The organism is Mesorhizobium sp. B2-8-3 (genome assembly GCF_006440815.1).
Taxonomy (GTDB): domain Bacteria; phylum Pseudomonadota; class Alphaproteobacteria; order Rhizobiales; family Rhizobiaceae; genus Mesorhizobium.
In genome coordinates, this window is record NZ_VFTW01000017.1 from 88,540 (window position 1) to 110,138 (window position 21,599).

Annotated in this window: 24 protein-coding genes; 12 read left to right on the plus strand and 12 right to left on the minus strand. The window is 64.7% G+C overall.

The genetic code is table 11. The features are described from left to right. Positions 1 to 17 precede the first annotated feature (17 nt). The 5 genes from FJ418_RS22400 to FJ418_RS22420 all read right to left on the minus strand — a co-directional run bounded on the left by FJ418_RS22400 (position 18) and on the right by FJ418_RS22420 (position 5,347). Positions 18 to 1,091, minus strand: a complete 1,074-nt coding sequence (locus tag FJ418_RS22400; RefSeq protein ID WP_140642179.1) for a PotD/PotF family extracellular solute-binding protein — start codon at positions 1,089 to 1,091, stop codon at positions 18 to 20. Positions 1,092 to 1,128: 37 nt separating this feature from the next. Further along, positions 1,129 to 1,797 carry an XRE family transcriptional regulator gene (locus tag FJ418_RS22405; RefSeq protein WP_140869330.1) on the minus strand — a complete coding sequence of 223 codons (669 nt, stop codon included), beginning with the start codon at positions 1,795 to 1,797 and terminating at the stop codon, positions 1,129 to 1,131. A gap of 354 nt (positions 1,798 to 2,151) precedes the next feature. Next, positions 2,152 to 3,933 carry a chloride channel protein gene (locus FJ418_RS22410; RefSeq protein ID WP_140869333.1) on the minus strand — a complete coding sequence of 594 codons (1,782 nt, stop codon included), beginning with the start codon at positions 3,931 to 3,933 and terminating at the stop codon, positions 2,152 to 2,154. A gap of 158 nt (positions 3,934 to 4,091) precedes the next feature. Next, complete coding sequence (locus tag FJ418_RS22415) at positions 4,092 to 4,601, minus strand: cupin domain-containing protein (protein ID WP_140869336.1); 510 nt, start codon at positions 4,599 to 4,601, stop codon at positions 4,092 to 4,094. A 17-nt stretch (positions 4,602 to 4,618) separates the two neighbouring features. Next, the gene (locus FJ418_RS22420) at positions 4,619 to 5,347 is read right to left on the minus strand and encodes an NAD(P)-dependent oxidoreductase (RefSeq protein WP_140869339.1); all 729 of its coding nucleotides are present in this window, start codon (positions 5,345 to 5,347) and stop codon (positions 4,619 to 4,621) included. A 62-nt stretch (positions 5,348 to 5,409) separates the two neighbouring features. Here FJ418_RS22420 and FJ418_RS22425 point away from each other — a divergent pair, with 62 nt between their 5' ends. After that, a complete protein-coding gene (locus tag FJ418_RS22425; protein WP_140869342.1) occupies positions 5,410 to 5,883 on the plus strand; it encodes a MarR family transcriptional regulator in 474 nt (157 codons plus the stop codon). 13 nt (positions 5,884 to 5,896) lie between these two features. Here FJ418_RS22425 and FJ418_RS22430 read toward each other — a convergent pair whose 3' ends face one another. After that, positions 5,897 to 6,196 carry a putative quinol monooxygenase gene (locus tag FJ418_RS22430; protein ID WP_140642191.1) on the minus strand — a complete coding sequence of 100 codons (300 nt, stop codon included), beginning with the start codon at positions 6,194 to 6,196 and terminating at the stop codon, positions 5,897 to 5,899. 121 nt (positions 6,197 to 6,317) lie between these two features. On the opposite strand from FJ418_RS22430, the gene flhA reads away from it, so the two are divergent. The 7 genes from flhA (at position 6,318) to FJ418_RS22465 (ending at position 11,654) form a co-directional block, all read left to right on the plus strand. Beyond that, positions 6,318 to 8,405: a flagellar biosynthesis protein FlhA gene (gene flhA, locus FJ418_RS22435; RefSeq protein ID WP_140642193.1), complete on the plus strand. Its 2,088-nt coding sequence runs from the start codon at positions 6,318 to 6,320 to the stop codon at positions 8,403 to 8,405. Then, entirely contained in the window at positions 8,402 to 9,154 is a 753-nt protein-coding gene (gene fliR / locus FJ418_RS22440; protein ID WP_140783842.1) for a flagellar biosynthetic protein FliR, read from the plus strand. Before flhA ends, fliR begins: the two co-directional genes overlap by 4 nt. Before the next feature lie 5 nt (positions 9,155 to 9,159). Continuing rightward, on the plus strand, positions 9,160 to 9,546 hold the full coding sequence (locus tag FJ418_RS22445; protein ID WP_140651559.1) for a hypothetical protein: 387 nt from the start codon (positions 9,160 to 9,162) through the stop codon (positions 9,544 to 9,546). A gap of 71 nt (positions 9,547 to 9,617) precedes the next feature. Further along, positions 9,618 to 10,187: a rod-binding protein gene (locus tag FJ418_RS22450; RefSeq protein ID WP_246680726.1), complete on the plus strand. Its 570-nt coding sequence runs from the start codon at positions 9,618 to 9,620 to the stop codon at positions 10,185 to 10,187. An 8-nt stretch (positions 10,188 to 10,195) separates the two neighbouring features. Then, on the plus strand, positions 10,196 to 10,615 hold the full coding sequence (locus FJ418_RS22455; protein ID WP_140651557.1) for a hypothetical protein: 420 nt from the start codon (positions 10,196 to 10,198) through the stop codon (positions 10,613 to 10,615). Between the two features lie 31 nt (positions 10,616 to 10,646). Next, positions 10,647 to 11,177 (plus strand): hypothetical protein, encoded by a 531-nt coding sequence (locus tag FJ418_RS22460; protein ID WP_140706973.1) that lies wholly within the window; start codon positions 10,647 to 10,649, stop codon positions 11,175 to 11,177. Between the two features lie 192 nt (positions 11,178 to 11,369). After that, complete coding sequence (locus FJ418_RS22465; RefSeq protein WP_140856164.1) at positions 11,370 to 11,654, plus strand: SCP2 sterol-binding domain-containing protein; 285 nt, start codon at positions 11,370 to 11,372, stop codon at positions 11,652 to 11,654. Between the two features lie 117 nt (positions 11,655 to 11,771). Here the strand turns inward: FJ418_RS22465 and FJ418_RS22470 are convergent, their stop codons facing one another. After that, positions 11,772 to 12,296: an N-acetyltransferase gene (locus FJ418_RS22470; protein WP_246680732.1), complete on the minus strand. Its 525-nt coding sequence runs from the start codon at positions 12,294 to 12,296 to the stop codon at positions 11,772 to 11,774. A gap of 340 nt (positions 12,297 to 12,636) precedes the next feature. Beyond that, positions 12,637 to 13,770 (minus strand): ornithine/lysine decarboxylase, encoded by a 1,134-nt coding sequence (gene odc2, locus FJ418_RS22475; protein WP_095817118.1) that lies wholly within the window; start codon positions 13,768 to 13,770, stop codon positions 12,637 to 12,639. Between the two features lie 539 nt (positions 13,771 to 14,309). Between odc2 and FJ418_RS22480 the strand changes: the two genes are divergently transcribed. The 4 genes from FJ418_RS22480 (at position 14,310) to FJ418_RS22495 (ending at position 18,490) form a co-directional block, all read left to right on the plus strand. Next, the gene (locus FJ418_RS22480) at positions 14,310 to 15,506 is read left to right on the plus strand and encodes an amidase (RefSeq protein WP_140856166.1); all 1,197 of its coding nucleotides are present in this window, start codon (positions 14,310 to 14,312) and stop codon (positions 15,504 to 15,506) included. Between the two features lie 2 nt (positions 15,507 to 15,508). Continuing rightward, on the plus strand, positions 15,509 to 16,408 hold the full coding sequence (locus FJ418_RS22485) for a LysR family transcriptional regulator (RefSeq protein WP_140783848.1): 900 nt from the start codon (positions 15,509 to 15,511) through the stop codon (positions 16,406 to 16,408). Positions 16,409 to 16,530: 122 nt separating this feature from the next. After that, the gene (locus FJ418_RS22490) at positions 16,531 to 17,199 is read left to right on the plus strand and encodes a DUF1007 family protein (protein ID WP_140642208.1); all 669 of its coding nucleotides are present in this window, start codon (positions 16,531 to 16,533) and stop codon (positions 17,197 to 17,199) included. Between the two features lie 103 nt (positions 17,200 to 17,302). Then, on the plus strand, positions 17,303 to 18,490 hold the full coding sequence (locus tag FJ418_RS22495; RefSeq protein WP_246680727.1) for a nickel/cobalt transporter: 1,188 nt from the start codon (positions 17,303 to 17,305) through the stop codon (positions 18,488 to 18,490). A 67-nt stretch (positions 18,491 to 18,557) separates the two neighbouring features. Here the strand turns inward: FJ418_RS22495 and denD are convergent, their stop codons facing one another. The 4 genes from denD to FJ418_RS22515 all read right to left on the minus strand — a co-directional run bounded on the left by denD (position 18,558) and on the right by FJ418_RS22515 (position 21,545). After that, positions 18,558 to 19,532, minus strand: coding sequence for a D-erythronate dehydrogenase (gene denD, locus FJ418_RS22500; protein ID WP_140856170.1), 975 nt, complete (start codon positions 19,530 to 19,532; stop codon positions 18,558 to 18,560). 2 nt (positions 19,533 to 19,534) lie between these two features. Continuing rightward, positions 19,535 to 19,741: a hypothetical protein gene (locus FJ418_RS22505; RefSeq protein WP_140642214.1), complete on the minus strand. Its 207-nt coding sequence runs from the start codon at positions 19,739 to 19,741 to the stop codon at positions 19,535 to 19,537. Between the two features lie 51 nt (positions 19,742 to 19,792). Next, positions 19,793 to 20,794 (minus strand): cation diffusion facilitator family transporter, encoded by a 1,002-nt coding sequence (locus FJ418_RS22510; protein ID WP_181167049.1) that lies wholly within the window; start codon positions 20,792 to 20,794, stop codon positions 19,793 to 19,795. A gap of 64 nt (positions 20,795 to 20,858) precedes the next feature. Beyond that, on the minus strand, positions 20,859 to 21,545 hold the full coding sequence (locus tag FJ418_RS22515; RefSeq protein WP_140856173.1) for a GNAT family protein: 687 nt from the start codon (positions 21,543 to 21,545) through the stop codon (positions 20,859 to 20,861). Between the last annotated feature and the right edge of the window lie 54 nt (positions 21,546 to 21,599).

A 21,599-nucleotide genomic window follows, 5' to 3' on the forward strand; every position in this document is an offset into this window, starting at 1 on the left:
ACCTCTCCTTCAGCCGGTCAGTTGCCGGCCATCAACGCCGACCACTTCTCCTGCGCCACCGCGAAGTTCGGGACCCAGAACTTGAAGTTCTGCTTGTAGCCCTGCTTCTGGCGCTCAGGCGTGTTGGTCAGGAAGGCGGCGACGGAGGCGTCGACCTTGGGCTGCGCGTCGCTGTTGATCGGCGTGTAGGACGTCTTCTCCGCCAGTATCTCCTGCGACTGCTTGCCGAGATAGGCGTTGAGCAGCGCGTAAGCGGCATCCGTGTCCTTGACGCCGACCGGGATCGTCATCTGGTCCATCACCACCAGCCAGTCCTGCCACGCGGGCGCATATTTGGCGCCGTTCTTGACCGCGGTCATGGCGCGGCCGGTCCACATCATCAGCATGTCGGCTTCGCCGGACTCCGCCAATTGCTGCGATTCAGCGCCCGTCTTCCAGAAGATGGTGTCGGGACCGAGCTTGCGGACCACGTCGATGGCCTTGTCGATGTCGGCCACCGTCATCGCCTTCGGGTCGCCGCCGGCGACCTTGAAGGCCTGTTCCAGCAGCCCGCCGGTCGGGCTGCCGGAGCCGTCGATCCCGCGCACGCCCGGGAACTTTTCCGTGTCGAAGAAGTCGGCCCAGCTCTTGGGCGGATTATCCTTGTACTTCTCCTTGTTGTACATCAGCACGACGCCGTAGTTCATCGCCGGCACGGAGCATTCGCCGACCTGGCCTTCCGGGATTTTCGAGACGTCGAGCTTAGTCAGGTCGAGCTTCTGGAACAGCTTGCCGCAATAGACGTAAGGCGGCAGGTCGTCGGTATCGACGACGTCCCAGGTGACATTGCCGGATTCGACCTGCGCCTGCAGCTTGGCGATCTCGGTCGGACCGTCATTGAGCAGCTTGACGCCGGACTTGTCGACGAACTCCTTCAGCGCCGCCGCCTGTCCGTCCTGGTAGATGCCGCCATAGGAGACGAGCGTCAGGGTCTTGCCTTTCAGCGACCCCTCCTTGACCTCGCCCGCCACAGGCTTGTCCTGCGCAAAGGCGGCGCCGGTCAGAACGCCGAGCGCCAGAACGGCGCCGATGCCATATCTCGATTTCAACATAACGATAACTCTCCCATTCATGCCCGCGTTTGATCAGCTACCTGGCGGCGGGCGGTTTCCAGGTCGTGTATTGGTCGAGCTCGGCGCGCGCCGAGGTCGGCGGCGCGATGATCCACATCACCTCGGCCCGGCCGCTGCCGATGTTCTCCGTGCGATGCGGGGTGGACGTGGTGTATTCGACGCTGTCGCCCTCCTCGAGGACATGGCGTGCCTCGCCGAGCGACACCTCGACGATGCCGCGCAGGACGATCAACATCTCATGCGCGTCGCCATGCGTGTATTGGTCGGATCCCGTCGAGCCGCCGATCTCGAACTCCCCGACATAGACTTCCATGTCGCTCAACGGGGGCCGCGACAAGAGCATCTTGCGGCACCCGTCGCTGGGCGGCAGGCTGGGCCGCTCGCTGCGCCGCAGCACGCCGTGGTGATTTTGAGCCGTGCTTTCGGCAAACAGCAGCGCGACGCTGACTCCGAGCGCCGAAGCCATCTGGTTGAGCGATGCCGTGCTGGCGCCGGTCAGGCCGCGCTCCAATTGGCTGATGAAGCTGGCGCTGGTGCCGGTCGCCTCGGCGAGGTCGCGCAAGGAAAGGCGGCGGGCAAGGCGCAGGCTCTTGAGCCGCATGCCGAGCACCTCTTGCGCGGCCGTTGCGACCGAACCGTTCCTGTTCCCGGTTGAAGCCTGGCCCTTAATGGTGGCCTTGGGCATCTCGTTTGTTCTCCACTGAACATTTTGTACAGTGAGACTGTACAAAGCGCAAGCAGCAAGAATCCGTCGCTGCAGGCGGCTTCATGGATGGGAGCGAACCGATACTCACCCTTCTGGAATTGAGATCAATTTACCGGCTTGGAATTGACAGGCTGCGGACCTGCCGGCGGCCAAGATCTCGCGGTTCCCCCGTAACCCGTCTGGTTGAGCCCTTCCAACGTCGTCATCCTCGGGTCTGCGCGTCCGCTTCGCTCCCGCTCCGCCTGTGGATGACGAAGTTTAGACGTCTCGGCTAATCTCCGGGGCTGCGATGTGCCGGGGTAGAATGCAGCGGCAAGATTCCTGTGTTGAAAACTAGCCCTCGCCGGCCAGGTCGCGGCGCGCCTTGTCGAGCTCTTCGGCGTAGCGGCGCATCAGATGGCTCTCGGTGAGCAAGCCGAGGACGATGCGCTCGTCGAAATCCTCGACCACCGCCAGTTCTTCGGCCCCGGTGCGCTGGAAGGTCTCGGCGGCGGTCTGGACATTCATCGATGGCACCAGCACCGCATCCTTGAACTGGGCGAGCGCGCTCACCGGCGTCTCGCCATCGGAGGGATCGCTGTGCAGTTCCGGCACAAGCAGCATGCCGACATACTGGTCGGCCTGTTCGACGGCGATAACGCGCTGGCCGGAGCCGAGCGGGATCTCCTTGCGGAATTCGGCGAGCGGGGTCGAGGCGGGAATGGTGCGGACGTCCTTGCGCATCATCGAGCCGACGGTGAGGCTGCGCATCCAGCCGACGTCATGGGCGCTGCGGATCGTCTCGCCGCGCAGATGGAAACGCCAGGTCGAGAAGGAGTAGCCGAAGGTCTCGCGCACCAGGATCGCCGACATGATCGAGGCCGCCAGCACCACGCCGGTGAGCGTCAGGTCGCGGGTGGATTCCAGCGCCAGGAACGTCATCGTCAGCGGGCCGCCGACGACGCCCACCGCAAGCGAGGTCATGCCGACGACGGCGGCGACCGCCGGGTCGATGCCGACAGACGGCGCGGTCAGCGCCATGACGCCGGCGAAGACCTTGCCGAGCAGCGCTCCCAGGAACAGCGAAGCGAAGAACAGGCCGCCGCGGAAGCCCGAGCCGAGCGAGATGGCGGAGGCCGCCAGCTTCATCACGAAGACGCTCGCCACCACCGGCAGCGTATAATTCATGGCGAACTCGCGATGCAGCGCGCCATGGCCGCTGGAGAGCACCTGCGGCGTGACCAGCCCGAGCAGGCCGACGAAGATGCCGCCGATGAACGGCCGGACCGACGCATCGATCGACAGCCGCACGAAGAGACGCTCGACGATGCTCACCAGATGCATGATGGCGATCGAGGCTGCCCCGCCGAGCAGTCCGAGCAGCAGGAACGGCACATACTCGCTGGCGGTCAAATTCGGCAAACCTGACAGCTCCAGCGGGAACGGCACACCGCCGAACATTTCCGCCGTCAGCGAGGCGGCGATCGCCGCCGTCATAACCGGCGCCACATTGACGACGGAATAGATGCCGATGACCAGCTCGAAACCGTAGAAGGCCCCGGTCAGCGGCGCGTCGAAGGCGGCGGCAATCGCGCCGGCCGCGCCGCAGCCGACCAGAATGCGGACGTCGTTGCGGCGCAGCCGGAACGCGCGCGCAAGTCGGGAAGCTATGCCGGAGCCGATCTGCGTATAGCCGGCTTCCAATCCCACCGAGGCGCCGAAGCCGCTGGAGATCATCGTCTGCGCCACGATGATGAAAGTGTCGGTGAGCGACATGCGCCCGCCATAGAGCGCGTTGGCCTCGATCGGGTCGACCGGAGTGCGGAACTTGCGCTTTCTCAGCCAGATGACGGAAAGGCCGAGCAGCAGGCCGCCGATCGCCGGGAACATCGCCTGCACCGGGTCGGCGAGCGAGAACATCGCCGAAAGGCGGCCGCCCGGTTGCACGTCGAACAGCAGCCAATGCATGCCTTGCACCAGCGCGCTCATGCCGGTGACCAGCGCGCCCGCGATGGCGCCGACCATGCCGGCCATCAGCACGATCGCAATGCCGCGCGCCTCGAGCACGGGGATCGAACTGATCAGCACCGCGCGAAGCCGGCGGGCATAGACTTGTGGGGCGTTTCTGGCAGGCAACGGAACGGCTCGCCGATATGCGAAAGATAAACAACTGCCGTGCCTGATACGCGCGGCGGCCTTGCGTGGCAACCGCAATGCCGACCGCTTGTGGCGCCATTTTGGCGTTGCGCGAATTAGCGTTAAGAACGCTTGCCGCCGCGATAAAGGCGATAGATTTAGTTGGGTAACGGAATGGTCAGCGGGCCGCAGTCGTCCTCCGCGACGAAGATCGCCAGCAGTTCCGCCGGCTCGGTGGCGCTGGCATTCTCGGCGAAAGAATGGATCGCGCCTGGCGCTTCGAACCAGGTCTGGCCTTGAGTGTAAGTAACAGCCGGTCCGCCTTCCATCTGCGAACGCAGCGCTCCCTTGATGACGAAGGCCGTGACGGAACCGGGATGGCGATGTCGCGGCGTATAGGCATTGGGCGGAAACTCGACCAGCGCCGTGGTGATCGAATGCCCAGTCACATTCGGCAGCTTTTCGCAGGAGAGCGGCTTCACCGTGGTGGTCGGACGCGCCGTCGCCCCCTCCCCGGCATCAGCCCCCGTCATGTGGACATGCGCGCCCATTCCGTCAGCGGCGGTGGATGCCCTGTTGCTCTGGACTACGGCCATGCCAAGCAACCCCGCAGCGATGGCGGCGACGCCGACCAGTGCAAGGCCGCGTGAAGAAATGTCTTCGATCATGACGGCAACTCCCTCGCTTACTCGGCCAGGCGAAAGCCGGCGCGCCAGCCGAGCTCGGCGACAGCCTTGTCGGTCGTGATATGGCCGTTCGGCTCCGCGACATTGAAGGCGCCCTGCGTTCCCCGCTCGACGGCAAGCAGAGCCGCGTTGGCGGCGGCATCGACATGCACCGCCGGATCCGCGGCGGCTGCCGCGCCGGTGCCTGGCCCGTAGAGATGACCGTAGCGCAGCACGATGCCGGCGATCGGCGAGGCGCCGAGCACGTGCTTCTCCAGCGCAATGACGCCGCCGACGCTGACGGCCCGGCCGCCCTCCGCGCCACTGTCCAAAGGATCGGTTTCGTCGTGTGGCTCGGGTCCCGGCGCGTAGGCCCAGGCGATGCTTTGCGCGATCAGCCGCTTCGCACCGGCAGCCTTCGCCGCTTCGACGAGGTTGCGGGTTCCTTCATCGCGGATGCGGGCGTTCCGAGCGATTGCCTCGGCCATCTTCGATGGATCGAGCCCGGCCGGAAGGTCCGTGAGCTGGTGGATGACGATCTCCGGCTTTGCCGCCAAGACAGCCGCGCGTAACCCGCTCGCATCGAACACGTCGACCACCACCGGATCGGCGCCGAGCGCTCGAATATCTTCTGATTTTGCCGCCTGACGCGTCGTCGCCGTCACTCCATGCCCGGCCGCCACCAGCTGCGGCACCAACCGGCGGCCGATCGCGCCCGAGGCGCCCGCAAGAAAAATGCGATGGCCCATCGTCTTTCGCTCCTTGACGCGATAATATCAGAATGCGAACAACATATAAGAGCTATGATATTATGCGCAAGGGGATTCCATCCATTCCGTCCGCCGGTGAAGGCAAGCGCGGCGAGCAAGGCTATCTGGGCTATCTGCTGCGCCAGGCGGCTGGCGCCTACCGCTTGAAGGTGGAGCGAGCGCTGGATGAATTCGGCGTGACACAGGCGCAGTTCGCGGCCCTCACCATGATCTCGGCCTATCCTGGCCTATCCAATGCCGATCTGGCCCGGCTCGCGGTGCTGACGCCGCAGACGGTGAGCGTGATTGTCGGCAATCTGGAAAAGGCCGGTTCCCTCCTCCGCCGACCCCATGCCGTCCACGGCCGTATCCAGCATCTCGACCTTTCGGACAGCGGCCGCGCCTTGCTGAAGAAATGCCGTGAGCGGGTTTACAGATTGGAAGGCGAGCTCACCGCCGGCCTCTCCGCCGAGGAGGAGCGCGCCGTGCGGCGCTGGCTGGTCGCCGTCGCGACCGCGGATGCGGCACAGCCGTAAATGCCTCTGACGATCAGGTCGGCGCGCCGCCGTCCGTTTCATAAAGCGTGAGCTTGCGGTCGCCGATGCCGAGTTCCGCCCAGCTCGCGCGCCATTCGGCGATATGCGCCGATTTGAAATGCGCCTCGAGCGCTGCGCGGTCGCTCCAGGCCTCCGAGACATGGATGAGCCCGGCATCCAGCACGTCCTGCGCGTAGGAATAGCCGAGGCAGCCCGGTTCGGCACGGCTCGCCAGGATCATGCGTTGCATGGCTGGCTTTGCCTGGTCGAGCCTGTCGGCTGGCAGCCGGATCGTGCCGGTGATCAGGAGCATCTGCCATCCTTTCGCAAGATCGTGGCCAGGTCCCGTAGCCACTCTCCCACCTTCGCGCAAGCTTGGAGAGTTACGGTCAAGGGCCTGCCCTGTGCGTGGCGGCCCTGGATTTGAGGACGATATGGCGATCAGCGAAACACTCCCGTCCGGCCTGGCGGTCAAGAACGGCCGCGACATCTTCTTCGCGCTGGGCATCGTCTTCATCCTGGCGGTGCTGTTCCTGCCGATCCCGGCCTTCCTCATCGATATCGGCCTTGCCTTCTCGATCGCGCTTTCGGTGCTGATCCTGATGGTGGCGCTGTGGATCCAGCGGCCGCTAGACTTCTCGTCCTTCCCGACCGTGCTGCTGATCGCCACCATGCTGCGCCTGTCGCTCAACATCGCCACCACCCGCATGATCCTGTCGCACGGCAACGAGGGCACGCATGCCGCCGGCTACGTCATCTCGGGCTTCTCCAAGCTGGTGATGTCGAGCGACTTCGTCATCGGCCTCATCGTCTTCATGATCTTGATCGTGGTGAACTTCATCGTCATCACCAAGGGCGCCACCCGTATCGCCGAAGTCGGCGCGCGTTTCACGCTCGACGCCATCCCCGGCAAGCAGATGTCGATCGACGCCGACCTTTCCGCCGGCATGATCGACGAGAAGACGGCGCAGCTGCGCCGCCGCGAACTGGAGGAGGAATCCTCCTTCTTCGGCTCGATGGACGGTGCCTCGAAATTCGTGCGCGGCGACGCCATCGCCGGCCTGATCATCACTGCCATCAATATCGTCGGCGGCATCGCCATCGGCTATCTGCGCCACGGCATGGGTCTTGGCCAGGCGGCCGACGTTTTCATCAAGCTGTCGGTCGGCGACGGCCTCGTCACCCAGATCCCGGCGCTCATCGTCTCGCTCGCCGCCGGTATGCTTGTCTCCAAGGGCGGCACGCGCGGCTCAACCAACCAGGCGGTGTTCGGTCAGCTCGGCGCGCATCCGCGCGCGCTTTACGTCGCGGCCTCGCTGCTGGTCATCCTCGGCCTGATGCCCGGCCTTCCGCTGTTCCCCTTCTTCGCGCTTGCCGGCGGCATGGCCGGCCTCGGTTACATCATCCCGCTGCGCCAGGGCCGCGAACGCGCCGCCGCCGAAGCCTTGAAGACGCAGGAGAAGGCGAACAAGGTCGAGGAGGAGAAGAACTCGGTCAAGGCCTCGCTGGTCACCGCCGAGATCGAGCTTCTGATCGGCAAGCAGCTTTCGACCAGGCTGATGGTGGCGCATCAGGAACTGGTGTTCCGCATGTCGAAGATGCGCAAGAAATTCGCCCAGCAATATGGCTTCGTGGTGCCGGAGGTGCGCGTCGCCGACGACTTCGCCATCCCGCCGAAGAGCTATCAGATCAAGGTGCACGGCACTGTGGTCGCCGAATACCAGATGCGCGTCGGCGAGATCATGGTGCTGCTCGGCACGCGCGGCGTGCCGGAGATCCCCGGCGAGGAAATCCGCGAGCCGGCCTTCGGCATGCGTGCCTATTCCGTGCTCGAAACCTTCGCCGAGGACCTGAAGCGCGAGAACTTCACCTTCGCCGACAACATGTCGGTGCTGCTCACCCATCTTTCGGAAGTCATCCGCAACAACCTGCCGCAGCTTCTGTCCTACAAGGACATGAAGGCGTTGCTGGAGCGGCTCGATCCGGAATACCGCAAACTTGCCGACGAGATCTGCACCTCGCACATCTCCTATCCCGGCCTGCAGGCGGTGCTGAAGCTGCTGCTCGCCGAGCGCGTCTCGATCCGCAACCTGCATCTGATCATCGAGGCGATCGCCGAGATCGCGCCGCATGTGCGCCGCACCGAGCAGATCGTCGAGCATGTGCGCATCCGCATGGCGCAGCAGATCTGCGGCGACCTCTCCGAAGGCGGCACGCTCAAGGTGCTGCGCCTCGGCAATCGCTGGGATCTCGCCTTCCATCAGAGCCTCAAGCGCGACGCCAAGGGCGAGGTGCGCGAGTTCGACATCGATCCGCGTCAGCTCGAGGAATTCGGCCAGGACGCCACCAAGGCGATCCGCAAGCATCTCGAGGCCGGCGAGCGCTTCGTGCTCGTCACCGCGCCCGACGCGCGTCCCTATGTGCGCATGATCATCGAGCGGCTGTTCACGACGCTTCCCGTTCTCAGCCATGTCGAGATCGCCAAGGGCGTCGAGATCAAGGTGCTCGGGACCATCTCGTGAACGCGCTCTCGCAAGGCGTCGTCATCGCCGCCTTCCTCGCCTTCTGCCGTATCGGCGCCTGCTTCATGCTGATGCCGGGCCTGTCGAGCGCCCGCGTGCCGGTCCAGATCCGGCTCTTCGTGTCGATCGCCGCCACCGGCGGCCTGCTCGCTTTCCTGTGGGACCGCATCTACCCGTTCGTCGATCCGCGCCCGCAGGTCCTGGCGCCCATGATCGTCTCCGAGTTGCTGGTCGGCGGGCTGATCGGCGCCATGACCAGGCTCTACATGGAGGCACTGCGCTTCATGGGTTCGGCCATCGCCATGCTGATCGGCTATGGCGGCTCGGGTGGGCCGGCGATCGAGGAGCCGGAACCGCAGGCGGCGCTCGCCGCCATCATCTCGTTCTCGGCGCTGCTCCTGCTCTTCGTCTTCGACTTCGACCACGAGATCGTCAAGGCGCTCGTCGCCTCCTATCAGGTCGCTCCGGTCAACGTGTTCTTCAACCCGCAGGCGGCGCTGGTCGACGTCACCGACACTGTGTCGGACGCCTTCTTCCTGGTCATTCGGCTCGGCAGCCCTTTCGTCGCCTATGCCATCCTGGTCAATCTGACGATCGGCTTCGTCAACAAGCTGACGCCGCAGATCCCGGTCTATTTCATCTCGCTGCCCTTCGTCATCGCCGGCGGCATGATCATCTTCTATTTCGCCGTCGGCACCTTGCTGTCGCTGTTCGTCGACGGCTTCGTCGACCTCACGCTGGCGAGATAGGCTCAATGACCGCGCGAAAGGACCGCCTGAAGAAACTGGTCAAGGTGCAGCAGCAGTTGAAGGCGCTGCACGAAACCCGCCATGCCGGCTTCCTCGCCGCCGCCGTCAAGGCCGAAGCTGAGGCCAGGGACCTGATCGAGCGTTTCGACACCGGCGCCTCGCTGGGCGCTCTCTTTCCGGAAATCTATCATCGCCGCATCACCGGCGCGCTCGAGCGCCAGAAAAAGAACCTGGAAGACGCCCGCCAGGAAGCCGCGTTGATCGCCACCGCGACGGCGCGCACCAATATGGTCGAGCGTGCCTACAAGGACGTGCGCCGCCGCGACGAGCGCGAGCGCTCCGACCGCGAGCGGCTCGATCTCATCACGCAGAAGCGAGTGGACGAAGGCTGACCTCCCGCAAGCCTGCCACAAGCTTGTTCAGTCATTGTGCGGATGACAAAACCGGCAAAGGGCGGACTTTCTTGGCCATTTCCCCACCCAGCGACATCGTCATGGACGTCGCCCGCGCAGCGGAACCGGCCGATGTCGAGGCCGCGCGCGCGACGCTTGCCAGACGAGCGAATGGCGCCTCGGCACCGTTCGCTCTCGATCCATCGGCGACGGTCGATGCCGGCTCCATCCTCTCGCGCGCGGCGGCCGACAAGGCGGAAGCCGCCAATCCGGCGAAGAAGTTCCAGCGCTTCGAGGCGATGGTGCTGACGACCTTCATCCAGAACATGATGCCCAAGGACACCGAGGGCGTTTACGGCAAGGGCCTGGCCGGCGACATGTGGAAGTCGCAGCTGGCCGAAAAGGTGGCCGATGTCATGGCCGCGCATGGCGGCATCGGCATCGCCAAATCGATGCTCGCCGACCATTATCTCGATGGCAAGCACAAGGTGCCGGTTGGCCCTGTTGCCGGGGGGCAGCAGAAAACCGAGATCGACCAGCAGACCCGGCTTTCGACCTCGATGATCGAGGAGCTTGAGCGCAAAGCCGCACGGTCGATGACCGGCGACGACACAACCATAAAAACGGACATCAAGATCTAGGGACCTACATGGCCGACCAAACGGACCTTTCCAACCTTCCCGCACGCACCAACGCAATGGAGGCGCCCGCCGCCGCACGACCCGGCAACCTCGCCGCCATCATCGGCCGTATCGAGGAAGTCGTGGACGAGGAGACCGCCGGCATCCGCAGCGGAACGGCCTATGACCTCAAGGCCTCGAACGCGCGCAAGAGCCGATACCTCTACGAGCTGAACCGCGCCTTGAAGGGCGCCAACGAGATCGAATTCCTCGAGCAGCATCGCGAAGGCCTGCTGCGGCTACGCCAGAAGCTGGCCAGGAACGAGGCGGCGATCCTCGCCCATCTCAACGCGGTCAACGAGGTCGCCACGCTTCTGAGGAACGCCATCCAGCGCGCCGATGCCGACGGCACCTATTCGGCCGGCGAGTTCGGAATGGCGCGAGCCTGACAAAGATGATCAAGGCGCAAGGACAGACCCGGTGATAAAGTTCATCGCCGCCGCGCTGTGGATCTGCGCCGTGACGCTCGGCGCGGTCTTCTATTCCTTCCAGGCGGCCGGCCAGCGCGGCACGGCCGAACCGCCGAAGCCGATGCTGGGCGGCCTCGACTACGTCAAGACCGACATGATCTCGGTGCCGTTGCTGCGCGACGGCACGATCGACGGCTATTTCCTCACCAAGCTGGTCTACACGGTGGAGCCGGAACAGATAAAGAAGCTGTCGGTCCCGGCGCAGGCGCTGATGACCGACCAAGTCTATTCCTATCTCTATTCCAACCCGCAGATCGATTTCACCAAGAAGGAATCGATCGATCTCGACGTCTTCCGCAAGTCGATCCGAGACACCATCAACAGCCGGGTCGGCGTCGAGCTGGTGCACGAGGTGCTGATCGACCAGGTCAATTTTCTCTCCAAGGACGATATCCGCGACAACGCGCTTCGCCGCCGCAGGAATGCCGGCGAAACCGCGGCGGCGATGACCAAGCCCTTCCAGGCAGCGCCGGAGCATTGACCGCCTGGCCGCCGTCCGGCGGCGATGGGCATGGCCCAGCTCCCCTACGCGATATGACGCAAGGTGACCGCGTTGACGTTAACGTCAACTCGAAGCTATATGCGCCTGTGGTCGCGCTGGAGCGCGGCGCGTCTACCTCGCCCAGCGGCCAAGCGCCGGTGCGCGTCAACGCAACCAACGAGGAGAACCGCCATGGGCGTTCAGGAGATTGCCGACAAGATCAGGTCGCGCGTGGCAAGCGCCGGCTTCGAGCATTCCGTCAAGTTCGACACTGGCAGCGACGGCGTCATCGTCATCGACGGCGCGACCGTCTCGACCACCGACGCGCCGGCCGACTGCACGATCAAGCTGTCGCTCGACGATCTGGATTCGCTGATTGCCGGCGACCTCAACCCGACCATGGCCTTCATGGCCGGCAAGCTGAAGGTCGAAGGCGACATGACCGTCGCCATGGCGCTCAGCCAGTTGCTCGGCTAACCTTCGCAAAAAGCAAAACGCCGCCCGATGGGCGGCGTTCTTGTTTTGTCGGACCTAGAGCAATTCCAGGAAAAGTGCGTAACGGTTTTCCGTCCGGAATTGCGTGAAAACAAAGACTCAAGCGACAAAGCCCGGCACCTGTTCCTTGATCTTGCGGCCGGCGGCCTTGATCGTGCCCGTGGCGCCGTCCAGCGCGCCTTCCTTCAGCTCCAGCGCCAGAAGCCGGTGCCGCTCATAGGGGCCGGGCATGGCAAGCGCTCCGGTGCGGTCGGCCGAGAAGCCGAACCGTCCGTAATAGGGCGCGTCGCCGACGAGCAGGATCGCGCCATGGCCAAGCCGCGCGGCTTCGGCGAGCGCATGCCGCATCAGCGCCGAGCCGATGCCGCCGCTCTTCAATCCCGGCTCGACCGCGAGCGGGCCAAGCAGGAGCGCCGACGGACCGCCCTCGCCCAGCCTCACATCCCACAGCCGCACCGTGCCGACGACCGCGCCCGAGGGATCGCGGGCGACAAAGGCCAGGCCTTCCGAGGGCCGGCGGCCGCGCCGCAGCTTCTCGGATGACTTCTTCCTGCGCTTCGGCCCCATGGCGCGGTCGAGCAGCGTTTCGCGCGCCGCGACGTCGCCCGCGCCTTCGCCAAGGATGACGAAGGCAGGCGCCTGGGCGGCCCCCTCGTCCGGCGCGCCGCGCGAGCCAGCCTGTGCCCGGAGGGCCAGGGAGGACGCCAACGCATTTTCAGGCGAAGTGGAAACCGGTTCGCCGTAAGAAAATGCGCCAAGAAGCACTGCCGTCGAGCCATTCTCCCCTGCGGAGAAAAGCTCAGCCGACGGTCCGGACGAGGGGGCAATTTCAGTGGCCGCGAAGGCCGATTTGGTCAGGTATTCCATGTCCGCGATCCTTCACGAGCGGAGATCTGTTCCACAAGCGAGCCCGGGTGGGCGACGGCGCCCACCTGGGATGATCTGAGCGGCCTTTGCGAGCCGCTCAGATCACGTAGGATCGGAGGGGCTCGAAGCCGTTGAAGGCAACCGCCGAGTAGGTGGTCGTGTAGGCTCCGGTGCCTTCGATCAGCACCTCGTCGCCGATGGTCAGCGACAAGGGCAGCGGATAAGGCGTCTTCTCGTACATCACGTCGGCCGAATCGCAGGTCGGGCCGGCGAGCACGCAAGGCGCGGTCTCCGAGCCGTCATGGCGGGTGACCAGCGGATAGCGGATCGCCTCGTCCATCGTCTCGGCGAGACCGCCGAACTTGCCGATGTCGAGGAACACCCAGCGCACATTGTCGTTGTCGGCCTTCTTCGAGATCAGCACGACTTCCGACTTGATGACGCCGGCATTGCCGACCATGCCCCGGCCCGGCTCGATGATCGTTTCGGGCAGCGCGTTGCCGAAATGCTTGCGCAGCGCCGAGAAGATCGCCTGGCCATAGGCCTGGGCCACCGGCACGTCCTTCAGGTAACGGGTCGGGAAACCGCCGCCCATGTTGACCATCTTGAGCACGATGCCTTCCTCGGCGAGCGTCGCGAACACCTTCTTGGCGTCGCCCAGCGCGCGATCCCAGGCCGTCAGGTCGGTCTGCTGCGAGCCGACATGGAACGACACGCCATAGGCGTCGAGGCCGAGACCCTTGGCATGGCGCAGCACGTCGACGGCCATCGCCGGCACGCAGCCGAACTTGCGCGACAACGGCCACTCGGCGCCTTCACCGTCGGTCAGCACGCGGCAGAACACGCGCGAGCCGGGGGCGACGCGGGCGATCTTCTCGACCTCCTCGACGCAGTCCACGGCGAACAGGCGGATGCCGAGCTGGTAGGCGCGTGCGATGTCGCGCTCCTTCTTGATGGTGTTGCCGAAGGAAATGCGGTCCGCCGGCGCGCCGGCATCCATCGCCATCTCGACCTCGGCAACCGATGCGGTGTCGAAGGACGAGCCCATCGCAGCAAGCAGGCGCAGGATTTCCGGCGCCGGGTTTGCTTTCACCGCATAGTAGATCTTGGAATCGGGCAAGGCCTTCTCGAAAGCGCGGAAATTGTCGCGCACGACATCGAGGTCGACGACGAGGCAGGGGCCGTTCGGACGTCGGGTGGCGAGGAAATCAAGGATGCGCTGGGTGGCCATCGGGGTCTCTCCATAACGCCTTTCGGCGCGCAATAAGGCTGCGGGACGCGGGCTGTCGGCCTCGCGAACACGCGGTGGACAAAGGCGGGACGGAAATCCATGGAACCAGCCGGTGGAGACCCCGGAACCATGAAACGCCGTCTCGCGGCGGTGAACCTTGGCCTTGCCCGGCCTCGGTTCGCTTTGTCTGCCTTGGCTTGGATGGGAAACCCGTCCGCACTGCCGGCAATGAAGGTGTGCCTCTTTAGTAACCCCGGTCTTTGGACAACCGGAAGAGAACCAGAAAGGCCCGCACCGTCGTTGCTTCAAGGTGTCCTCGGTCTTGTGGTTGGCCACTGACCGACTGGAGGGGTTGGCTCCAGTTACCTTACCGATTGCCCTCACCATTCGAGGATCGGCGGACACCCACAGGCACGTGCGACTTTGGGCAAGCGCGATATAGGAGCGAAGGGTTTCACAATCAATAAAAATCGTAAGCGCAGGTTGTAAAATTTCTGGCATCGAACAATGTTTGTCGCACTGTATCCGGAAATCGAACGATGCCAGGAACTCAAGGACCGCTGAACGCCTTCCTCGATCTGCGCCAAATGCCTGTGGCGAATGCGGAATTGGGCCCGCTCGCCGGCCTGCGCCTGGCCGTCAAGGATATCTATGACGTCGCCGGCTACCGCACCGGCTGCGGCAACCCGCAGAGATTCGCGGAGGCCCATGCCGCCTCGCGCACGGCGCAAGCGGTACAGACGATCCTCGATGCTGGCGCGCGATTCGTCGGCAAGACCCAGACCGACGAGCTGGCCTTCTCGCTGTTCGGCCAGAACGCGCATTTCCCTTACCCGGTCAATCCCGCCGCGCCCGAGCGCGTCACCGGCGGCTCCTCCTCCGGCTCGGCGGCCGCGGTTGCCGGCGGCCTGGCGAACATCGCCACCGGCTCCGATACCGGCGGCTCGATCCGCGCGCCGGCGAGCTTCTGCGGCCTGATCGGGCTGCGCACCACCCATGGCCGCATCCCGCTCGACGGCGCGATGAAGCTGGCGTCGAGCTTCGACACCTTCGGCTGGTTCGCCGACGACATCGAAACCTATGAGACGGTCGGCAAGCTTTTGCTCGGCCGCGATTCGCACCAGCATCCACTCAACCGCCCGCTGTCGATCCGCTGGCTGGATGCCTTCGTCATGGGGCCGGTGGAAGCCGCCGAATATGCACGCATGAAGGCGCTGGCCGCCGGCGTCATCGGCCAGCCCGTGGAGACCGAATACACCTTTGCCTCGTTCCCCGACGAGCTTTACTGGTGCTTTCGCCGCTTGCAGGCCTTCGAGGCCTGGCGCGAGCATGGTCCCTGGATCTCGGCCGGCGGCCGCCTGAGCCCCGGCGTCGAGGAGCGTTTCGGCTTCGGCCGCACCATCGACGCCAGGGCCGCCGCGGCCGAAGCCGCGCGCCGGCTGGCGTTCCGGGCCGAGTTCGGCGCGCTGCTCGGCAACAACGGCTTCCTCGTCCTGCCCACCGTTCCCGGCGCGGCGCCGCTCGCCGCGGGCACGCCGGAACAGTTCCAGGCCTATCGCGAAAGGGCGCTGCATCTTTTGTGCCTTTCCGGTCTTTCGGGCTTTCCGCAGATCACCTTGCCGATCGGCTCCGTCGACGGCGCACCCTTCGGCCTGTCACTGCTCGGGCCTTCCGGCAGCGACGTTGCCCTGATACGGCTCGGCCGCAAGATTCTCGACGCGGCACGAAAGGTCTGACCATGGATACATTGACGCGCATGCGCGCCTTCATCGACGTGGTCGAGGCGGAAGGCTTTTCGGCCGCCGCGCGCAAGATCGGCCGCTCCAAGGCGCTCTTGTCGAAATATGTGCGCGAGCTGGAGGACGAGCTCGGCGCGCTGCTGCTCAACCGCACCACGCGCCAGTTCTCGCTGACCGAAGCCGGCCACACCTATTATCAGCGCGCCTCCGAAATCGTGCGCGAGGTCGACAACCTGGCCGAGGCGGTGCGCCAATCTTCCGGCGACGTTCGCGGCAGGATCAAGCTGTCGGCCGCCCGCACCTTCGCCGACGCGCCGATCGGTCAGTCGCTGGTCGACTTCGCCAAGCAGCACCCCGACATCGTGCTCGACATCCATCTCGACGACCGCTTCGTCGACCTTGTCGAGGAAGGTTTCGACCTTGCCGTGCGCATCTCGCGGCTGGAGAATTCCTCGCTCATCGCCAGGCGGCTGGCGCCGTTTTCGGTCAGGCTTTGCGCGTCGCCGGAACTAATCGCCAAACATGGCAAGCCGACACGTCCGCAGGATCTCGCCAACATGCCCTGCATCGTCGACACCAACGGCCGCTCGCTGGCCAACTGGCGCTTCAAGGGCGAGGGCGAGGACTCTATCAGCGTCGCCGTTTCGGGCCCGATCGAGGTCAACAGCCCGATCGTGGCGAGAGCCGCCGCGCTCTCCGGTCTTGGCTTTGCCATGCTGCCGGATTTCATCGCCGCCCCCGACGTCGCGTCCGGCAAGCTGGTCACCGCGCTCGACGACCGTATACCGGCCGGCACCGGCATCTTCGCCGTCTACCCGCACCGCCGCTATCTGCCGGCCAAGGTGCGTGTCTTCGTCGATTTCCTGGTGCAGTGGTTCAAGACGCGCGACACCGTCTGATGCATGTCTCCCGGACGCATGCAACGGCGCGCGTCGAAAAGAAGCTGAGGCGCGTCCCAATTTCGCCCGCTTTCTGTCAACTCTGGGGCTCGCTCCCGAAATCGATGGAATCGCGGCCCGGAATGCATCTGAAACGGCAAGCAACCATGCTGGCTTCGGTCGTGGCGGCGACATTCGCAGCGGTCGAGCCGGCCGAGGTGCACCCGCATGTCTTCGCCGAGGCCCGCCTCGACGTCATCCTCAGCCAGGATCACCAAAGTGTGACGGCGCTGCGCCACCTTTGGCGCTTCGATGACCTGTTTTCGAGTACAGTGATGATGGAGTTCGACAAGAACTCCGATCTGAAGCTTGACGACAAAGAGCTCAAGGAAGTGGCCGACACCGTCCATTCCTCGCTGGCCGAGTTCAACTACTTCCAGCTCGTCACCCAGAACGGCAAGGACGTGCCGATGGTCCCGCCGCCGCATCTGATGGCGAACTTCGACAACGACCAGCTGATCATCCTGTTCGAGTCGCAGCCGAAGACGCCGATCAAGCTCGCCGGCAAGATCGACATCGGCGTCTACGATCCGACCTTCTATACGGCGATCGACTTCACCGACGACACCAACCTCACCGTCGAAGGCCTGCCCTCGACCTGTACCAAGAAGGTCATCCGGCCGGATCCGGACGAGGCGATCAAGGAAAACCAGAAGACCCTGACGGACGCGTTCTTCAACGATCCGACAGGCACCGACATGAGCAAGATCTTCGCTACCAAGCTCGAATTGGACTGCCCGCCGGAAGGATGATTTGGTGATGAAACCATCGCTGCGCGCAAGCAGGCTCCGCAAAAGTGCCCTACGGTTTTGCGATCGGAACCTGCGACAAACAAGGGACTCTAGGCGGATATTCGTGGGGCATCCCACGAATATCCGCTTAGCGCTCGGCCTGCTGGCCCTGGTGATCGCCCATTTGCCCGTCGTCGCGCATGCGCAAAGCTCGCTCGGCATCGGCACCAATGACGGCATGGCGCCAACCACCACGGGGCCGTTCGCCCATATCCTGATGTGGATCAATCTCCAGCAGCAGGGATTCTACCATTCGCTCGCCGCCGCCATGAAGGCGATGCGCCAGGACGGCAGCAAGCTCTGGCTGCTGATCGGCCTGTCCTTCGCCTACGGCATCTTCCATGCCGCCGGCCCCGGCCACGGCAAGGCGGTGATCTCCTCCTATATGATCGCCAACGAAGTCGCGCTCCGGCGCGGCATCCTGCTTTCCTTCGTCTCGGCGCTGCTGCAGGGCCTGACGGCGGTGGTCGTCATGATGCTTGCCTATTTCGTGCTGCGCGGCACCGCGATCTCGATGACCGACGCCGCCTGGTTCCTGGAAATCTCCAGCTTTGTGCTGGTCACCTTGTTCGGCGCTTGGCTGCTGTGGCGCAAGCTCGGTCCGTCGGTGCTGCGCCTGTTCGGCAGAGCGCCCGCCTACAGCCTGTCGGCGGCTCATGCCGGCCATTCGCATGGCGGGCAGTCCCATGCGGGGCACGCCCATTCGCATGCGGCCCATTCCCACGCACATGCGCACGCCGCGCATTCCCGTACCATGCACGTGCATGACGATCATGATCATCATGACCATTCGCATGCGCACGCCCATGATCACGGCCACCATCACGCCGCGCATGACCACGCCCATCACGACCACGGCCCGGGCGAAGTCTGCGAGACCTGCGGCCATTCGCATGCGCCGGATCCGGCAATGCTGTCGGGCGACCGCTTCGACTGGCGCACGGCCTGGTCGGCGGTCGCCGCCGTCGGCATCCGCCCCTGCTCCGGCGCGCTGATCGTGCTGAGCTTCGCGCTGCTCAACGGGCTTTGGCTCGGTGGCCTGCTGTCCGTGCTGGCGATGTCGATCGGCACTGCGATCACCGTCTCGGCGCTGGCGACGATCGCCGTGCTGGCCAAGAACTGGGCGGTCTATTTCGCCGGCGACGGACGCATCGGCAACCGCATCCATTCGATCGTCGAGATCGGCGGCGCCGCCTTCATCTTCCTGGCCGGACTGCTGCTTCTGTCGGCCAGCCTGTCGGGCGGCGTCTGATCAAAAGCAGTGGCCGAAGCCGGGTTGATCTGCGGATCAGCTCAGCATCACCTGGTATCGACAGACATCAGGCGATCTTCCCGCCCAGCTCATCCTCGATATGCGCGCGAATAATTTCGTCGAAATTCTTCTCGGCGGCAAAGCCGAGTTCCCTCGCCCGCCTGGCTTCGAACCGTGTCGGCCAGCCTTTGACGATCGCCCAGACGATCTCGTCGGGCTGCTCGCGGATCCGCTTCACGACCTCGGCGCCGGCGATGCGCTCAAGCGCCTCGATCTGCTCGCCGACGGTGACGGCGACGCCCGGCATTGTGAGGTTGCGGCGCGGTCCGACCTTGTCGCCGTCGATTTCGGCAGCATGGATGAGGAAATTCACCGCCGAGCGCGGGCTGGCATGGGTGTGCAGCACCGAGCGCGGCACCGGCAGGATTGCCTCCTGGCCAGCGAGCGGCTCGCGGATGATGCCGGAGAAGAAACTCGACGCCGCCTTGTTCGGCTTGCCGGGGCGGACGCAGATCGTCGGCAGCCGGATGCCGATGCCGTCGAAGAAGCCGCGCCGCGTATAGTCGGCAAGCAGCGCTTCGCTCATCTGCTTCTGCGTGCCGTATGAAGTGAGCGGCGTCGGATGGAATTCGTCCGGAATGACTTCCGGGAACGGCGCGCCGAACACGGCGATCGACGAGGTGAAGACAAGGCGCGGCGCAAACGCCGCCAGCCGCACGGCGTCGAACAACGCGCGCGTGCCGTCGAGATTGACGCGGTAGCCGAGGTCGAAATTGGCCTCCGCCTCGCCCGACACGATGCCGGCCAGATGGAAGATCACATCCGGGCGGGGAGCCACGAGAGCGGCCATGGCGCCGGGCGCGGAAAGATCGCCGGTGTGGATCGAGACATCCACGCCCACGAGCGCCGGCGCCTGCGGCGCCACGATGTCGTGCAGGTCGAGCGCCGTGATTTTTCGCCCGCGCAAGGCGCCGTCCCTGGCCAGGCGCGCGATAAGCTTGCGGCCCACCATGCCGGCGGCGCCCGTGATCAGTATTCTCATCTTCAGAGACCTTTCTTGCGCTGGCTGCGTCCGCGCAGCCACAGGACGACGAACAGTCCGACCATGAAGACCACGGCGATAACGGCCGCCAGCACCGTCGATACCTTGCCAGCGGCCAGCATGATGACCGGCAGGAAATAGGCGGCGAGGCCGAACACAACCAGTATCACCGCCGCGGCGGCCGCGGCGTTGCGGGTGTCACGATCCATCAGCGGGCGTTCTTCATGTCGAGGCTGCTCGGTTTTGTCATCAGGCCGCGGTCAGTGATAGTGCCGGCGATCGCGCGGCGCATCATGTGCATGGTCGTGATCATGATGATGATCGTGCTCGTCATGGCTGTCCGCGCATTGGCCGAATTCGGGTTCGACGGTGGCATGCTCGATACCGTGCTTGGCCGCAAGCCGTTTCTTGATGGCGCTCACCGCTACATGCGCATCGACGCCGTCGTTCAGGCAAGCGTGCAGCGTCGCCATGTTGGAGGTGCCGTCGAGCGACCAGACGTGCATGTGATGCACCTCGCGCACGCCCTTGACCGCGCCTTCGATGTCCCTGGCGATCACGTCGCGGTCGAGCCTGGCCGGCACGCCTTCGAGCAGGACGTGGGCCGCCTCGCGCATCAGCGACCATGCCGTCGACAGGATGAGCAGCGACACCAGCACCGACAGGATCGGATCGATCGGCGTCCAGCCCGTCGCCAGGATGATGATGGCGGCGACGATGGCCGCGGCCGAGCCCAGCAGATCGCCCAGCACATGCAGGATGGCGCCACGCATGTTGAGGCTCTCGCGATCACCGCCATGCAGCACGAAGAAGGAGGCGATGTTGACCAGGAGGCCTGCCACCGCGACCACCAGCATCGGCCCGCCCAGCACTGGCGCCGGGTGCATCAGCCGGCCCCAGGCCTCGTAGACGATCCAAAGCGCGATGACGAAGATGGCGATGCCATTGGTGTAAGCGACCAGCGTCTTCACCCGTGCGAAGCCATAGGTGAGACGGCCGGTGGCAGGACGCCCGGCGAGATGAAAAGCATACCAGGCAAGGGCGAGCGCGATGGCGTCAGCCAGCATGTGCCCGGCATCGGCGACCAGCGCCAGCGACCCGGTAAGCCAGCCGCCCAGCGCCTCGGCGACCATGAAGCAGGCGGTCAAACAGGTAGCGATCAGCACCCGCTTCTTGTCGGTTGAGCCATGCACATGCCCGGCGCCATGGCTGTGGCTATGACCGGCCGGGCCGTGGTCGTGCGAAGCATGGTCATGCGCCATCGCCAAACTCCTGTCTGCCGACCATGGTCCTGAAAACCGGTTTCCCGGCTCTCAGGATCATGATCTACGCGCCGAACTCGGCGCGGAAATCTTCAAGCCGCCGTTTCTGGCTTCCCTGGGCATCGAAATTTGCCGGATCGAGCCAGGCCTCATAGGCTTTTCGGAGTGTCGGCCACTCCTTGTCGACGACCGAATACCACGCCGTATCGCGGTTTTCACCCTTGACCACGAAATGCTGGCGGAAGATGCCCTCGAACTTGAAGCCGAACCGCTCGGCCGCGCGCTTCGACGGCTCGTTGCGGTTGTTGCACTTCCACTCGTAACGGCGATAGCCGAGCTCGTCGAAGACGTATTTCATGAACAGGAACTGCGCTTCGGTCGCCGCCGGCTTGCGCGAGATCAACGGTCCCCAATAGATGTTGCCGATCTCGATGACGCCGTTGTTGGCATCGATGCGCATCAGCGTCTGTCGTCCGGCGACCTCGCCGCTTGCCTTGTCGATGACGGTGAAGAACAGCGGATCCTCAAGCGCCTCGGCCTTGTCGAGCCATGGCTGGAAGGCAGCGCGGCTTTTCGGCGGATAGTCCGGCAGCCATGCGAAGCGCCCATCGATATCGGCGACGGACGAGGTTTCATAGAGGCCATCGCCATGCTTTGCCGCGCTGAACGGCTCAAGGCGCACATAACGGCCTTCGAACACCTTGCGTTCCGGCCGCGGACGCGGCTGCCAATTCTTCAGATCTTCCGACACCGGCCACTCCAATCCGTTGACTTTTACCTGCGGACCGTCACAAAAACGCTCGCT

What these genes read in the sequence shown, in the direction of transcription:
- FJ418_RS22400 (WP_140642179.1), bottom strand. Translation starts at nt 1,091, where the DNA reads ATGTTGAAATCGAGATATGGCATCGGCGCCGTTCTGGCGCTCGGCGTT.
- FJ418_RS22405 (WP_140869330.1), bottom strand. Translation starts at nt 1,797, where the DNA reads ATGCCCAAGGCCACCATTAAGGGCCAGGCTTCAACCGGGAACAGGAAC.
- FJ418_RS22415 (WP_140869336.1), bottom strand. Translation starts at nt 4,601, where the DNA reads ATGATCGAAGACATTTCTTCACGCGGCCTTGCACTGGTCGGCGTCGCC.
- FJ418_RS22420 (WP_140869339.1), bottom strand. Translation starts at nt 5,347, where the DNA reads ATGGGCCATCGCATTTTTCTTGCGGGCGCCTCGGGCGCGATCGGCCGC.
- FJ418_RS22425 (WP_140869342.1), top strand. Translation starts at nt 5,410, where the DNA reads ATGCGCAAGGGGATTCCATCCATTCCGTCCGCCGGTGAAGGCAAGCGC.
- FJ418_RS22430 (WP_140642191.1), bottom strand. Translation starts at nt 6,196, where the DNA reads ATGCTCCTGATCACCGGCACGATCCGGCTGCCAGCCGACAGGCTCGAC.
- flhA (WP_140642193.1), top strand. Translation starts at nt 6,318, where the DNA reads ATGGCGATCAGCGAAACACTCCCGTCCGGCCTGGCGGTCAAGAACGGC.
- FJ418_RS22445 (WP_140651559.1), top strand. Translation starts at nt 9,160, where the DNA reads ATGACCGCGCGAAAGGACCGCCTGAAGAAACTGGTCAAGGTGCAGCAG.
- FJ418_RS22455 (WP_140651557.1), top strand. Translation starts at nt 10,196, where the DNA reads ATGGCCGACCAAACGGACCTTTCCAACCTTCCCGCACGCACCAACGCA.
- FJ418_RS22465 (WP_140856164.1), top strand. Translation starts at nt 11,370, where the DNA reads ATGGGCGTTCAGGAGATTGCCGACAAGATCAGGTCGCGCGTGGCAAGC.
- odc2 (WP_095817118.1), bottom strand. Translation starts at nt 13,770, where the DNA reads ATGGCCACCCAGCGCATCCTTGATTTCCTCGCCACCCGACGTCCGAAC.
- FJ418_RS22480 (WP_140856166.1), top strand. Translation starts at nt 14,310, where the DNA reads ATGCCAGGAACTCAAGGACCGCTGAACGCCTTCCTCGATCTGCGCCAA.
- FJ418_RS22485 (WP_140783848.1), top strand. Translation starts at nt 15,509, where the DNA reads ATGGATACATTGACGCGCATGCGCGCCTTCATCGACGTGGTCGAGGCG.
- FJ418_RS22490 (WP_140642208.1), top strand. Translation starts at nt 16,531, where the DNA reads ATGCATCTGAAACGGCAAGCAACCATGCTGGCTTCGGTCGTGGCGGCG.
- denD (WP_140856170.1), bottom strand. Translation starts at nt 19,532, where the DNA reads ATGAGAATACTGATCACGGGCGCCGCCGGCATGGTGGGCCGCAAGCTT.
- FJ418_RS22505 (WP_140642214.1), bottom strand. Translation starts at nt 19,741, where the DNA reads ATGGATCGTGACACCCGCAACGCCGCGGCCGCCGCGGCGGTGATACTG.
- FJ418_RS22510 (WP_181167049.1), bottom strand. Translation starts at nt 20,794, where the DNA reads ATGGCGCATGACCATGCTTCGCACGACCACGGCCCGGCCGGTCATAGC.